At 51.6% G+C, this 14,275-nt stretch carries 14 protein-coding genes; 2 read left to right on the top strand and 12 right to left on the bottom strand.

Annotated features, from left to right (window positions below; genetic code table 11):
• Positions 1-15: 15 nt before the first annotated feature.
• The 9 genes from K0I31_RS08815 to K0I31_RS08775 all read right to left on the bottom strand — a co-directional run bounded on the left by K0I31_RS08815 (position 16) and on the right by K0I31_RS08775 (position 9,026).
• Entirely contained in the window at positions 16-636 is a 621-nt protein-coding gene (locus tag K0I31_RS08815; protein WP_220080572.1) for a hypothetical protein, read from the bottom strand.
• Between the two features lie 134 nt (positions 637-770).
• Positions 771-1,721 carry a hypothetical protein gene (locus K0I31_RS08810; RefSeq protein ID WP_220080571.1) on the bottom strand — a complete coding sequence of 317 codons (951 nt, stop codon included), beginning with the start codon at positions 1,719-1,721 and terminating at the stop codon, positions 771-773.
• Between the two features lie 132 nt (positions 1,722-1,853).
• Positions 1,854-2,246: a GFA family protein gene (locus tag K0I31_RS08805; protein WP_220080570.1), complete on the bottom strand. Its 393-nt coding sequence runs from the start codon at positions 2,244-2,246 to the stop codon at positions 1,854-1,856.
• A gap of 121 nt (positions 2,247-2,367) precedes the next feature.
• Positions 2,368-2,733: a hypothetical protein gene (locus K0I31_RS08800; protein ID WP_220080569.1), complete on the bottom strand. Its 366-nt coding sequence runs from the start codon at positions 2,731-2,733 to the stop codon at positions 2,368-2,370.
• A 12-nt stretch (positions 2,734-2,745) separates the two neighbouring features.
• Positions 2,746-3,198, bottom strand: coding sequence for a hypothetical protein (locus K0I31_RS08795; protein ID WP_220080568.1), 453 nt, complete (start codon positions 3,196-3,198; stop codon positions 2,746-2,748).
• Between the two features lie 210 nt (positions 3,199-3,408).
• Positions 3,409-4,110, bottom strand: coding sequence for a phosphate signaling complex protein PhoU (phoU, locus tag K0I31_RS08790; protein ID WP_011865500.1), 702 nt, complete (start codon positions 4,108-4,110; stop codon positions 3,409-3,411).
• A 48-nt stretch (positions 4,111-4,158) separates the two neighbouring features.
• Positions 4,159-4,977, bottom strand: coding sequence for a phosphate ABC transporter ATP-binding protein PstB (gene pstB, locus K0I31_RS08785; RefSeq protein WP_011865499.1), 819 nt, complete (start codon positions 4,975-4,977; stop codon positions 4,159-4,161).
• A gap of 77 nt (positions 4,978-5,054) precedes the next feature.
• Positions 5,055-6,707 (bottom strand): phosphate ABC transporter permease PstA, encoded by a 1,653-nt coding sequence (gene pstA / locus K0I31_RS08780; RefSeq protein WP_220044982.1) that lies wholly within the window; start codon positions 6,705-6,707, stop codon positions 5,055-5,057.
• Positions 6,708-6,767: 60 nt separating this feature from the next.
• Positions 6,768-9,026 (bottom strand): ABC transporter permease subunit, encoded by a 2,259-nt coding sequence (locus K0I31_RS08775; protein ID WP_220080567.1) that lies wholly within the window; start codon positions 9,024-9,026, stop codon positions 6,768-6,770.
• A 279-nt stretch (positions 9,027-9,305) separates the two neighbouring features.
• Between K0I31_RS08775 and K0I31_RS08770 the strand changes: the two genes are divergently transcribed.
• Positions 9,306-9,803 (top strand): glycine cleavage system transcriptional repressor, encoded by a 498-nt coding sequence (locus K0I31_RS08770; protein WP_011865496.1) that lies wholly within the window; start codon positions 9,306-9,308, stop codon positions 9,801-9,803.
• A gap of 52 nt (positions 9,804-9,855) precedes the next feature.
• Here the strand turns inward: K0I31_RS08770 and K0I31_RS08765 are convergent, their stop codons facing one another.
• From K0I31_RS08765 to K0I31_RS08755, 3 genes are all read right to left on the bottom strand, one after another.
• Positions 9,856-10,740, bottom strand: coding sequence for a DMT family transporter (locus K0I31_RS08765; protein WP_220080808.1), 885 nt, complete (start codon positions 10,738-10,740; stop codon positions 9,856-9,858).
• Between the two features lie 693 nt (positions 10,741-11,433).
• Complete coding sequence (locus tag K0I31_RS08760) at positions 11,434-12,330, bottom strand: DUF8426 domain-containing protein (RefSeq protein ID WP_220080566.1); 897 nt, start codon at positions 12,328-12,330, stop codon at positions 11,434-11,436.
• 40 nt (positions 12,331-12,370) lie between these two features.
• Complete coding sequence (locus K0I31_RS08755) at positions 12,371-12,907, bottom strand: hypothetical protein (protein WP_220080565.1); 537 nt, start codon at positions 12,905-12,907, stop codon at positions 12,371-12,373.
• A gap of 529 nt (positions 12,908-13,436) precedes the next feature.
• Here K0I31_RS08755 and K0I31_RS08750 point away from each other — a divergent pair.
• On the top strand, positions 13,437-14,258 hold the full coding sequence (locus K0I31_RS08750; RefSeq protein ID WP_220080564.1) for a DUF2797 domain-containing protein: 822 nt from the start codon (positions 13,437-13,439) through the stop codon (positions 14,256-14,258).
• The last annotated feature ends 17 nt before the right edge of the window (positions 14,259-14,275 follow it).

Here is a 14,275-nt window from a genome sequence, read left to right as displayed (position 1 = left end):
TTAAACAGAAGCGGCTCATAGCGTTATCCAGATCTCGCTGACACGCGGGTCGGCGGCGATCATCTTAGGATCATTAGAGCTAAACTCACGAGCCCCCATGAGCGATATGGCAGCCTCGTTAAACTCAAGTGGCGTGAGTGTCAAGGTGAGGCTTTGCTCATACTGAGCCAGCCTACCCTGTTGCCAGTTAGTCACCTGACCGCCATAGTCCCACTCGAAACCATACAGACTAAAAGGCTCCTGATTGACCAGCTCAACTTGCCTCAGGCTAGTGCCAATGGTGATCTCACCAAGCAGTCGCCACCGACTCTCGGGCGCGCTAATCTGCGCCGTCATACTGCCATCTTGATTAATGAAAAAGAGAAACTCGCGCTCAGGTTCACCTTTAAAGGCCACAAAACCTGCTATCGTCTCGCCTTCCCCCATACCAATCTCGGTTGCGGTGATATTGGCCTCACCCAATTTGCTGCGGATCTCATCCAGACTCGCCCCCTTTTGGATAATCCCAAACTTCTGCCCAGGGATAACGATATTCGAGGCCTCTGTTATTGGCCTTGCCTGTTCACTGCCAAGCCTTGATTCGTCTTGATTCGCCGTTAAAGACTCTTCCTTAGAAACTGTTGAGGACTCTTTCATACGAGTCGTTGAGGACTCTTCATTCCCTGAAGTTGAGGACTCTTTATTAGAAAAAGTTGAAGACTCTTGCGTACAACCGGCTTGTAGCAGCGCAAGGGTGAGCGCAACTAGTGTTAAAGTCAGATGATTCTTCATTACGCCTTCCCCTTTTTTACGCTAGTTAACATGTAAAGGGCAAATAGTGGGCTCAACAAAAACAATAATGAGAGGACCTGCATGCTTTCGCCCTGCCTGATGAGGGCAAAAATTGCCAGCAAGTCATCGACGTTCTCCCAGATATACCCCACCAAGATAGCCAGTAAGGTCAAGGCAAAGTAACGCACCAACCAGACCCCTAGCTTTTGCTCACCGGACAATCGACGATTAAAGCGCGCAACGCTAAGCCCAAATAGCGGGGTAAGCAAAAGCGTCCAGACCGCCAGATAGTTAAGCCCCGTGGGCAAGTTACCGGCGAAGGAAAACAGCGGGTAGACAATATTGTAAAACAGGGCGATCAACACTAGCTGCCCAAGCAGAGACAGTAACATGGACCACGGGCTTATGGGTTCTTCATCCAAGTCGCGTCTAGCCGCCAAGTACTCAATCAAACTTGTGTGGGCGGTGGGAATCAACGTCGCCATGGATAGGGCCATAGAGCACATCACCATCAACATAGATTCGCGGTAGAAAGGAAAGTTTGACAGCCGATTGGCGATAGCAAAATAGTCAAACTGCGCCCCGTAGGGGCCGTAGGCTAAGGTCAGAAACCAATCGCTTAGCTGACCTAGGCTCGGCACCTCGCCGCCGATCAAAGAGGTACTTAGCGGCCAATAGCCAAGATAGAAGGCCGCGGCCGCAAACAGGGGCAAGGAGAACAAAATCAGCACTGTCACAAACATGCTCACGCGTTGGCGCGCGCCAAGCAGCAAGAGAAGCCAGAGCCCCCAGACGGGATTAGTATAAATAAACAAGGGCTTAGTCATCGCTACATCCTTGATGTACGTGTAGCCTCCCTTAGTTAAGCTATAGGCTAATACGAGGGCGAACAAGACTGCGACACCAGTGCTTATCTTGCGGCCAATACCCTTATCGAACATCTCAAACACGACAACCGATCTCCTTGTGTATCATCCCATCCCCAGTCGGAACTAAGCTGTTTTTAGCTCATATTAGCGCTCAAACCGCCAAACAGCCCTGAGCCCAGAGCCTAAAGCACTGAGCTCGAAGCCTAAGCCAGGCTAGTTATCGGCAGGATGGTTCACCCCGTCACTAGTAACCACCTCGCCGATATCATAAGGATTCACGCGTTCGAGACATCCCAAATTAACACCATACTCCTCTGGGTTAGAGCGGCGCTGATGATGGGTATAGATGCCGCAAATCCCGCAGAAATAATGCTTAGCAGTATGGGTATTAAACTGGTACAGCTTAAGCTGCTCTTGCCCCTTAACAACTCTTAGTCCGTCTAGCGTCACCGAGACTACGATAGCCCCCTTGCGGCGACAGATGGAGCAATCACAGCGCCTGGGTTTCTGTATGCCATTGGGTAAACTCAAGGCCAACTCCACCGCGCCGCAATGACAGCTCGCCTTGTGCACAGGCAAAATCTCGGTGTTACCAACTCGTTTCATCTTGCTCTCCTCGCTAGCGCTTAGTTTGATTGCGCCTAGTTTGCTAGCGCTTAAGTTGCTAACGCTCAAGTTGCTAGCGCATCGTCTAAGCTTTCCAAGACCTTTGTTCTAGATAAAAAAATTAGCGACCATGTTGTGATTGCACCACCGAGTTACTCTTCACCTTGGCGCCGCAATAGAGACAGGTAACATGACGCGGCGCTAGTTTTCTACCACAACCGGAGCAATGAATGGCCGGGGTAAATTTTCCATCGAGCTTGCCATCGCGCAGATCGATCTCCTGGATCTTGGCGACCAGCATCTCCTTGTTAAAGCCTATCTCCTCCAATAACTCAGACATGGCCAGACACACCATGGAGAGGTGATCGATCTGATCTTGAAGGCCCTGCAAGCTTACCTCATTGGCTCTGGCGTGAGACTTCGCCTGCCCAGCTTCCCTTGCTAACTCGTTGATTCTGAAGTTTTGAAAAATATCGTATATATCCATAACATCTCCCTGTTAAATAAAAAATGGTGCCAATATCAGCGCCGCTACCAGCACCAGCAACAAAGGCGCGTAATAGCCAAGCACAAGGCCATAAATCGACCTACCTCGCTGCAGGCGATGGCGAATCAGTTCCCCAACCTTAGTGGCGATATAAGCATTGCTAAGCCATCCTACGATGAATAACAGCAGGCTTAACACTATGGCCGCAGTCCCGTGAACCCAAAAGAGAACGGTGACCGGCAACAGCATCACCAGGGGAATATAGGGTAAGGAGGCCAAGGGGCCATAGCCCATATAAGCATTCGAAAATGAGCCGATAATAAGGTCACGCCTTAGGCCTGGAAGTCTCTGCTTAAATGAAGGATTGCACACATTACAGCTAGGCCGGGCCAAGCCTTTCGACGCATAATATTTGTGCTGACTGGGTTTATCTTTCCAGCCGCATTGAGGACAGGTCCATGCCATAACCGCTTAAACGCCTTTCGCTCTATTCATCGGCGCCATTCTCTCGTTCGATATCCGTTCTGGCTAAGGACACTAACGCAAATAAGAAAGCGCATCAAGCAGTTAGCAATCAAGTAGGTTAGATGCCAGACAATTGCCTCAAAAACAGACACAAAAAAGCAGCCCTTAGGCTGCTTTTCTTCATTGAGGATTTAAGACTCAGTGCAGGGCTTAGATCTGCTTCATCTCTTCATAAGAGGTGTGACGTACGTCCTTACCCTTAACATAGTAGATGATGTATTCGCAGATGTTCTGGCATCTGTCGCCCACGCGCTCTACGGCGCGCGCCGCCCAGAGTACGTCGAGCACTTCTGGGATAGAGCGAGGATCTTCCATCATATAGGTCATCAGCTGACGGATAATACCCTCGTATTCGCTATCTAGCTTGCTATCTTCCTTGTGCAGCTCGATGGCCACGTCGGCGTCCATACGCGCCAGCGCATCCAGGGTCGAGTGCAGAGTGCGAGTCGCGTGACGGCCCATATGCTCTATGCTCACCAACAGAGGCTGCTGGTTCTTGAGACGCTTATCCAGCGCCGCGGCGGCGATCTTCACGCAGGCATCGCCGATACGCTCAAGGTCGGCAATCGTCTTAGAGATGGCGATGATCAGACGCAAGTCGCTGGCGGCAGGCTGGCGCTTGGCGATGATACGGGTACACTCTTCATCGATAGAGACCTCCATACCATTGACGCTGTGGTCACCATCAATCACCTTCTGCGCCAGATCGGCATCCAGGTTACCCAGGGCGTCCAGGGCCTGCTCCAGTTGACGCTCAACTAGGCCACCCATCGCCAATACGCGGTTACGGATATCGTCGAGCTCGGCATTGAACTGACCCGAGATATGTTTATTTAAGTTCATGTTTTCCATTGACATTCAACCTTATCAATTCTTGCAATTCAGTTGGCAGCGGCCCAATTAACCGTAACGACCCGTGATGTAATCTTCGGTCTTTTTCTTCTTCGGCGTGGTAAAGATGGTGTTGGTGTCGGCATACTCCACCAGCTCGCCCATGTACATGAAGGCGGTTTGATCCGACACACGCGCCGCCTGTTGCATGTTGTGGGTCACGATCACCACGGTATACTTAGCCTTCAGCTCAGTGATTAGCTCTTCGATGGTCAGGGTCGAGATAGGATCCAGTGCCGAGGTCGGCTCATCGAGCAGCAAGACTTCAGGTTCGATGGCGATGGCGCGGGCAATCACCAGACGCTGCTGCTGACCACCAGACAGGCCGAAGGCGTTGTCATGCAGACGATCTTTCACCTCATCCCAAATCGCCGCGCCGCGCAGCGAGCGCTCGGCGGCTTCATCCAATTGACGACGGTTGTTGATGCCCTGCAGGCGCAGACCGTAAACCACATTCTCATAGATAGACTTAGGGAAAGGGTTTGGACGCTGGAACACCATACCGACGTTGCGACGCAAGGAGGCGACATCCACCTTCTTGTCATAGATGTTCTGGCCGTGCAGCAGGATCTCACCGTCGATATTACAGTTATCCACCAGATCGTTCATGCGGTTGATGCAGCGCAACAAGGTTGACTTACCACAACCACTGGGGCCGATGAAGGCGGTCACCTTCTTCTTAGGGATCTTCATCGACACGTCAAACAGGGCCTGCTTGTCGCCATATTTTAGATCTAAGTTACGGATCTCAAGTGCGGTCTGCTCGCTGCTTAAATTATTTAAGTCTAAAGTCTCTGTTTTCATTACCGACTGATCTATCGAAATCATATCTGTTCCTAATCACTTCAGGATAAAGGTTATTCGCGCCCTAGCCTAGCCCAGGCGCGATTAATTCGGGTTTTAGGTTAGTGTTCCAGCGAGCGATACTTCTCACGCAGGTGGTTACGCACGGCAATGGCGGTCAGGTTAAGACTCACGATCACAGACACTAACAGGAAGGAGGTCGCGTAAACCAAGGGACGCGCCGCCTCAACGTTGGGGCTCTGGAAGCCCACATCATAAATATGGAAACCCAGGTGCATGAACTTACGCTCCAGATGCACGAAGGGGAAGTTCATATCGATCGGCAGGGTCGGTGCCAGCTTCACCACACCCACCAGCATCAGCGGCGCTACCTCACCGGCCGCGCGGGCAACCGCCAGGATAAGACCTGTCATGATTGCCGGGCTCGCCATAGGGATGATGATGCGCCACAGGGTCTCTGCCTTAGTCGCGCCCAGTGCCAGGCTGCCTTGACGGACAGAGCTAGGAATACGGCTCAGACCCTCTTCGGTCGAAACGATCACCACAGGCAGGGTCAGAATTGCCAGGGTCAGTGCCGACCAGATCACCCCGGGCGAACCAAAGGTCGGTGCCGGCAATGCTTCTGGGAAGAAGAGTTGGTCGATTGAGCCACCCAGCATGTAGACGAAGAAGCCAAGACCAAATACGCCGTACACGATCGACGGTACCCCCGCCAGGTTGATCACCGCGATGCGGATCATCTTAGTAATTGGGCCTTTCTTCGCATATTCATGCAGATAGATAGCCGCGACCACGCCAAATGGGGTCACAATCACCGCCATCAGCAGCACCATGAAGACGGTACCGAAGATTGCCGGGAAGACACCACCCTCAGTGTTGGCCTCGCGGGGATCGGCGCTAACGAAGTTACCCACGCCGCTAAACCAGTGGCCAATCTTACCCATGATGCCAAGGCGGTTAGAGTAAGTAACACCTAAGATGCTATCGAGTTTAAGGGTCACCTCTTCGCCGCGCATGTCACGGACGATCACCGCATCGCGGCCCGCCTCTTCACGCAGATCGAAGAAGGATTTTTCGAGTACCTTGTACTCAGCTTGCAGCTTGTCACGCTCGGCCGCCAGCTCTGCCTTGCGGCTGTCGGTCAGTGCGTTGTCCAGCTCATAGCGACGCTCTTTCAGACGCAGGTTTTCCAGCGCATAGTTCACCGCGCCAATTTCACGCTTTTGCAGCGTGGTGGCTTTGTCGCTCAGGGCGACCGCGCGCTCGATATGCTCTTCAAACGAGGCTTCCACATCGTCCAGCGCCAGGCGCTTACCATCTTCTATGATGGCGATTGGATAGCCGAAGAAGTCACCGTTCTTGCTACGCTCAAGCTTTGCCAGATCGGTTGGCATGGTGCGTGACAGTATGTCTGTCTCCAGCACCCAGCGAAAATCCAGGCCGACGAACTCACGGTTACCCGTCTTAATAAGGTAGCGAGTCACCAGCTCACCTGGGTCTTCGCTAAACTTGTGCCCGGCAGAGATCAGGCGCTCGGTTGGCACCTCTTCCTTGTCGTAGATCTCACCGATAATGGTTGAGCGCTTGCCATGCTGATCCACCACTTCCCACTGGTAGATATCTGCCGGCCAGAAGTAGCTCAAACCTCGCCAGGCGATCAACAGCAACAAGCCCAACACGGCGATCAAACTGATACTCACGGCGCCACCTGTCATCCAGATCCAGGGGGAGCCCGACTTAAACCACTTACCCATTACATTGGCCTCTTAACGTCACAGGCGAAAAATTAAAAATCGATAACATGCCAGCCTCCCTTAGAGTGAACTGTAGCGTTCACGCAGACGCTGTCTCACCACCTCGGCGATGGTGTTAAACAGGAAGGTGAAGATAAACAGTACGAAGGCCGCCAGGAACAGCACGCGGTAGTGCGAGCTGCCGATAGCCGATTCAGGCATCTCCACGGCGATGTTAGCCGCCAGGGTACGCATCCCCTCGAACACGCTCCACTCCATGATGGCGGTGTTACCGGTAGCCATAAGCACGATCATGGTCTCACCCACGGCGCGGCCAAGGCCCATCATGACGGCAGAGAAGATCCCCGGGCTCGCGGTAAGTAGTACCACGCGGGTCAGGGTCTGCCAGTTAGTTGCGCCCAGCGCCAGGCTGCCGTTAGACAGGTGACGCGGTACAGAGAACACGGCGTCTTCGGCGATAGAGAAGATGGTTGGGATAACCGCAAAGCCCATGGCGATACCCACTACCAGCGCGTTACGTTGGTCGAAGGTGATCCCCAGCTCATTGGTGATAAACAGACGGGTATCGCCGCCGAAGAAGGCCACTTCGATACTCGGACTGATATAGAAGGCAAACCAGCCCACGAAACAGATAACAGGTATCAGCATCAGCTCTTGGTATGTCTCAGGCAGACGCTGCTTCCAGCGACCCGGCAACTTGTACCAGCCCAGCGCCGTCAACAAAATACTGATAGGCAGGAGCACCAGCAGCATGATGATCCCCGGCAGGTGATCCTCGATAAGCGGTGCCAACCAGAGACCGGCAAGGAAGCCAAGAATAACCGTCGGCAAGGCTTCCATGATCTCGATGGTCGGCTTCACCACGGCGCGCACTTTTGGCGACATGAAATAGGCGGTATAGACGGCGCCGGCAATCGCCAAAGGCGTCGCGAATAGCATGGCGTACAGCGCAGCCTTCATGGTGCCGAAGGCCAGCGGCATCAGGCTGAGCTTGGCTTCGAAGTCATCCGAGCCTGAGGTCGACTGCCACACATATTGCGGCTCAGGGTAACCTTCGTACCATACCTTGCTCCACATGGCGCTCCAAGACACCTCTGGGTGGCTGTTTTCCACCGCAAACAGATGCAGCTTGTTACCTGCCTCGACCACCAGGGCGTTGGCACGTGGGCTAAAACCCATCTGGGTGGCGTGGGCCAGATCGAAAGTCTCGGTGAAGAGTTTGCGCTGACTCGTGGTATAAAGCAGGTCTAACTCGCCAGACTCGCTCACTGTGGCGAAGCTCTTACGGTAGAACTCACCGGCGATGCGCTTCACGCCCGCCTTGTTCTTAAAATCGCGGATCTCCTGATACTGACGACCCTTGTCGCCATTCACCTGGAAATACTGGAAGATTTGGCCATTGTCATAGCTCACCAGCAGCGAGCTGGCGCCGGCCAGCAGGGCAACGTCTGTCACCTTGGTCTTGGCACGTTCAAGCTCGATCACCTGACTTAACGCTACCTCATCCACATAGCGGATATCGTAGACGTACAGGCGATTGCCAGAGCGCAGCAACAGCTGGCGCTGATCTGGGGTCATCAACTGTTGATCGACCTGAGCTGGCGCCTCCTGGATCTGACTGGTAGTGGCTTCCCACTCCACCTCTTCGGTCATCATGTTCTCTTCGCCGTTGTGGCGAGTCAGAAACCAGCGACCATTGGCATCATGGTAGGCGAAGCTGAGTTTGTCAGAGGCCGAAGCGAAGGCCAGCTGATAAAGTGGCGTGCCCGACTCAGACACCTGCAGCGGCGATGCGCCCAGCGGATAACGCAGGCTTGGGGTGATCAGGCGCTTGTTATTGGGATAGGTCACGGCGAAGTTAACACCGCCTATGATCACCTGGCCATTTGAGAGACCGAAGGCAAAGCGCTGCTCGCTCGGTACACCGGCGACGCTGCTGACGATCTCGGCGTCCTGCGGTACATTTATCTGCTCCTGCTTGACCAGGCTGGCACTAAGGGCGCTATAGAAGCTGACCCCGCCATCCTGCGACACGCGGTAGAGGATCTCGTTTTGCTCGTCGCTGCCCACCATAAGTGCTGGCGATTTGGCATCTTGCAGTTCGACATTTATCACTGGCGTGACATCTGCCCCATCGAAAATCGGCTTTACAACATAGAGTAAGTAGAAAAAGATCAGCAAGAGCGCCACGAAGACCATGGTGCCGCCCATCGTCACCCCTATCTGGGTGAGCTTATCCTTAAATGCTCGCTTGCTGGAGCCCTTGCCCATCAACAAATCTGTTGCAGTAGAACCAGGTTGAATGACCTGAGTTTCCATTAAGAACCTCGTTAATTTTTGTTCAGTAGAGTTTTCGCTGGGATTGTCGTTTCTGCTATGTTAACTATAGTGAATCGAGGCAAGCCCTTTTCTGACAGTCGGGATTATATGACGCAAAGATGACACTAATGTTACAGCCAGAAAATGTCATCATTATAGGAGCTTGTTAAACTTTTTCAGCCGCTTTTCATATTGTTAATGCCGGAAATTGATTCAACCGCGCCCCGTCCGGGGTGCGTGGCGATACCGCACTCAACCAACTGATGGAGCCTATGCGAAATGTTACGATATTTAGTCACCCTGCAAGTCGCCGATAAACCAGGATTGGTCGAACAGATAGCCCACAGCGTCAGCCGCCACGGCGGTAACTGGCTCGACTCTGAGCTGCGCCACATCGACGGCATCTTTGCCGCCATCTTGCTGCTGGAAGTTCCCGCCGCCAACTGGGACACCCTGCTGGAAAATCTGGAATGCATCGAAGGCCTCACCCTCACCTACGCCAAGACCCGTAAGACTCAGGCGCCGCAGACCATACGTCGCTACTCTCTGGTGGCCTACGACAGACCCGGTCTGGTACATGACATCTCGAACAAGATCAATGAACTAGGCGCCAACATCGAGCGTCTGTCCACTCATTACGAGACCGCCAGCCACACGGGCGTTGCCCTGTTTCGCGCCAACTTTAGCCTGAGCGTGAAAGATGAGGCCGCCGAGCAGCGCCTCACCCAGGCCCTCTACACCATAGGTGACGACGTGGTGCTGGATATCGTCGATTAGTCAGCATGTAATCGTTTATTCGTATAAGAATAGTTCAAGAAAAAAGCGGCAATCATGCCGCTTTTTCGTGCCTGGATTTCACCAGATAGCGCAGCGGCAACTGGCTGATTAGCATGCCCAGCAGCATCAGGCCACAGCCAAACAGCGCCCGGCCTGAGAGACTCTCCCCCAGAAACATCATGCCACCTATGGCGGCAAATACCGTCTCCAGACTCAAGATGATAGCCGCATGGGCCGGATGGGCGTGCTTTTGCGCCAGCACCTGCAGGGTATAGGCTACGCCGACCGAGACCAGCCCAGAGTAGGCCAGCGCCGCCCAGGCCGCTTGAACGCCCGCCACTGTGGTGGTTTCAAGCACCAGCGACACCCCAAAGCTTGCCAGGGCACATACTAGGAACTGACCACAGGCCAGCACTACTGGCGCGACTCTATTGGTGAAATGATCCACCGCCAGGATATGCATGGCCCAAAAGATGGCGCCAATCAGCTGTAAGCCATCGCCATAAGAGATGCTGAAATCATCGCCCACACTCAAGAAATAGAGTCCCACCGACGCCACGGCGCAGCCAACCCAGGTATTGGTGCCAGTGCTGTGTTTCAGCAGCAGGCCGAGCACAGGCACCAGCACGATATAGAGCCCGGTAATAAAACCCGCATTAGCTGCCGTGGTGTGCAGCAAACCCACCTGTTGGAAGGAGGCGGCGATAAACAAGATGCCACCACAAGCGAGGGCGCCAATCAGGACCCGGCGTAAAAAATCTTTATCGGAGACGCCTTTTAACCTGCCCTGACGTTGCATCACCCAGATGAGCGGCAGCAGACTCAGCGCGCCAATGACGAAGCGCAGGCCATTGAAGGCAAATGGCTCGAGATGATCCATCCCCAGGCGCTGCGCGACAAAGCCCAGCCCCCAAATGGCTGCCGCCACCAATAACATCAAATTTGCCACACATCCCCCATTCCATTACGCCAAAGGCAATCCGTTATTCTGCCGAGCGGCCTAAACATTTACAACGCTTCGTTCAACATAAAAAACAGAACAATCAAAACGCTAAAAAGGAAAGTGGGCCAACAGAGGCACTAGCCAAAAGAGCACGATTAAAAAGCGCATCAGTCTGCAAACTAGATGGCACGAGGAGCAGATGCTGCTAGCACAGCAAAACGACGCCCGTTACGCCATTGGCGCACGTTATAGCTTCTAAGGCTATCGATTGAGGTAAGAAGAAAGTCCCGGGCAAACGCCCCTGGATGAGGTCATTGCCGCGGCGCCCGCCGCGGCCTTTTTTATCTGCATCGACAACAATCAAGTCTCGCAACCAAACTAGGCAGATGAGTGACGTTAAGTATCAAAATCGACATGACATGAGAGAGGTCAGCGTTAAACACCTCGTCAGCGTACCCGAATCGAATGAAAACTTAGTGAGCCCCCGTCAACCTATGTTGTTTTTGGACATTTTCGAGTTAAAGCCTTAACGCTAACCTGTCAGTTTCGGATAAAAATTTCTATGGGCTAACGCCGCGTTAAGTAGTGAGCAACGCCACCACGAATCCTAACCAGACCACCGTAACCACAAAACCCAACGATGGAATAAAAAATGCCATGCGTTGGGAATCTGCCTTAAACGCTTTGTTAGGTGTGCATTTTTTCACCAAAATCTATCCAATTTTGGATTCTATCTGGCATCAAGTGATAGTTTGACTTTGCAAACTCAAGAACCATATCAGGCTTCAAACAATGGATGTGTGCCATGGGCTCTCCGAGATAATGTCCTCGCGTTGTCAGCAAATAAACCTCCGCCTCGATATCTCGATAGTCATCGATGTTTAGGTTAACATTACCGTGCTTAACCTGAGCTACAGCTTTTCTTCCTGTTTTTGAGTGCTTCATTACATACTCATATACAGCAGTATCACTTTTACAAGAACTAGGTATAACCATAAAACCATGCTTTTGTTGCATGTATAAAGCGACTAAATCTTCACAATCATCACTAGACAATAACGTCAATATATCTTCACTGGATTTTGAAATTTTATAACGCTCTTCTTTTAATAAAGAGTTTGCCAGATATTGGCAATAAGTAAGAATCTCATGACCTTTCACCTGTTGAATGGTGCTACCTGAAATATAGCTATTCACTACTTTGCCGGGAACAACATCCACAGCCCCTACTTTGAACCACTTACAAGATCGGATATTAACAACATTAGCTGCTTGATACTCTGAGTCACTTTTATATTCCCACTCACCTAAAACAACACCTAAGTAATAATTACCGTCATGATCTCTAGTCCAACATAGATCACCAACTTTCATTCTATTCTTAATTGCATTGATAGCTGCTGAAAAGCTACGACCTCGACCTTTAAATTTTACTTTAGCTTCACGGATATAATTTTCCCAATCCACCTCACCCGTTAGGCTAATACTCCAACCAGCACCAAGAATATTGTTATCTAAGCAAAACTTCCGTGGATTCACCCCTGTTTTAGCGGCAGTTTTTATATTCAAACGCCAAACTTTCATCTTAGCTCCTTAATCAATGATGCTTCGCACACCTAACGCTTCAATCAGCCGCCGCATTCGCGGTCGGCTGAATTGCTTTGTTAGCTTTGATTTCCTGTAGTTTTAGCTTATCTGAAAGCTTTTGCACTTTACTATACCAGTTGTAGCAACCAAATATAGTAACTAATGTTCCGACAAAAAAAGCAATGAGCAATAAATAAAATGCTCTTTCCTTTTGTTTATATAGTAAACTCAAATATTCAGCTTCAACGGCATGAGCTGATATTTTTTTGTGTAAATCATCTGTTCGGCTGGCAAAATGGTTAAACTTTTCTTCAAAGGGTTTTCCACTCTGTGCTTTGAGCAAAGGTGCGACTTCAAGCTTTAATTTTGAGACTACATATTCTATCTTTGCGAAGTTACGTTTTTCAGCAATATATGCCTCTTGATATGCTGACTCTTGTGAGGCGTAATAGGTCAAGCTAGAAACTATCAGAGATAAGCCAAAAAGAGTGCAAAAAATATAAAAATTACCCTGTGCAATACTTCCTATATTCAAAATCCCCCCCCTAAAAGCTAACAGCTTATTAGTGCGCATGCGCGTTTACCTCATTGGACCAGTAAAAACGCGCACAGTTAACTATCTGTATACAATGAACTTATCAGCATTTTGCTAAATTTGCCATCTAGAAAAACGCGCAATGGGGCAAAACCAAGTTAGATTTTTGATCCGTTTCGAGTTAAATACGGTCAAATCGAAGAGACATTTAGATACCGGTGTAAGCACGCTTTTGGCTCTCGGCGGCATGGACGCCGCCGTGAAGCCTCCAGGGACGGAACCTCGGCGTGCCAAAAGAGTGCTTGCGCCTCCCCCCGCCGGGCAGGCGATAGATTGCCATGAAGATACGGCCTTCAATTGCCTCCCCAACATCCATTTAGGTCAGAAGACGCTCAGCGTGTCACAGTCGTATCTGCACACACGGTCACTCCATCTGACAACAACCTTGATTAACGGGCATTCAGTTAAGCCCCTCCTTTTTATCTTCCCCCCTTTAACTGTTACACTCATCAAAAATTAACGAAGAGTCGGCGCCGCGGCGAATGACTCCAACGCAATTGAGAGTGTCATGCAAGGAACTTTGAAGAAGATGCGCACCAGGCTCGATGAGCAGGGCCTGGCCAATTATCAGCTGCTAGTGGGCGACAATGAAATCGAACTGAACCCCTTTATCGGTAGCAGTATCAAACTGGTCCATACCGGTAATATTTTCTGCTGTAATTGCGGCAAGAAGACCAAGAAGAGCTACTCCCAGGGCCACTGCTTCGTCTGCATGAAGAAGCTGGCGAGCTGCGATATGTGCATCATGAAGCCCGAGACCTGCCATTTTGCCGAGGGCACCTGCCGCGAGCCCGAGTGGGGCGAGGCCAACTGTTTTGTGCCGCACTATGTCTATCTGTCAAATACATCGGGACTCAAGGTGGGGATCACCCGCCATACACAGCTGCCGACCCGCTGGATAGATCAGGGCGCGACCCAAGGCCTGCCAATCCTTAAGGTCTCCAGTCGTCAGCTGTCTGGTCTTATCGAGGTGGAGCTGGCCAAGATGATCGCCGACAAGACCAACTGGCGCGCCATGCTGAAGGGTAATGCCGAGCCTTTGCCGCTCAAGCAACACGCCGAAGAGCTGCTGCCACAGATTGAGCAGCACATTCACAGCCTGGCGATGGCCCATGGCGAATACGCCATCGAGCGGTTGAATGAAGAGATAGTGGCCATCGACTATCCGGTGAGCGAGTTCCCCACCAAGATAGCCTCTCACAACTTCGATAAGGATCCGGTTGTAAGCGGCACCCTACTGGGGATCAAGGGACAATACCTGATCTTCGACACAGGAGTGATCAACCTGCGTAAATTTACCGCCTACGAGGTCAGCTTCGAGGCCGAATGATCTCAGATCGAGCGACT

It is taken from the genome of Shewanella spartinae (assembly GCF_019457555.1).
Lineage (GTDB): Bacteria > Pseudomonadota > Gammaproteobacteria > Enterobacterales > Shewanellaceae > Shewanella > Shewanella loihica.
This window is presented reverse-complemented; position numbering and strand designations above follow the sequence as displayed.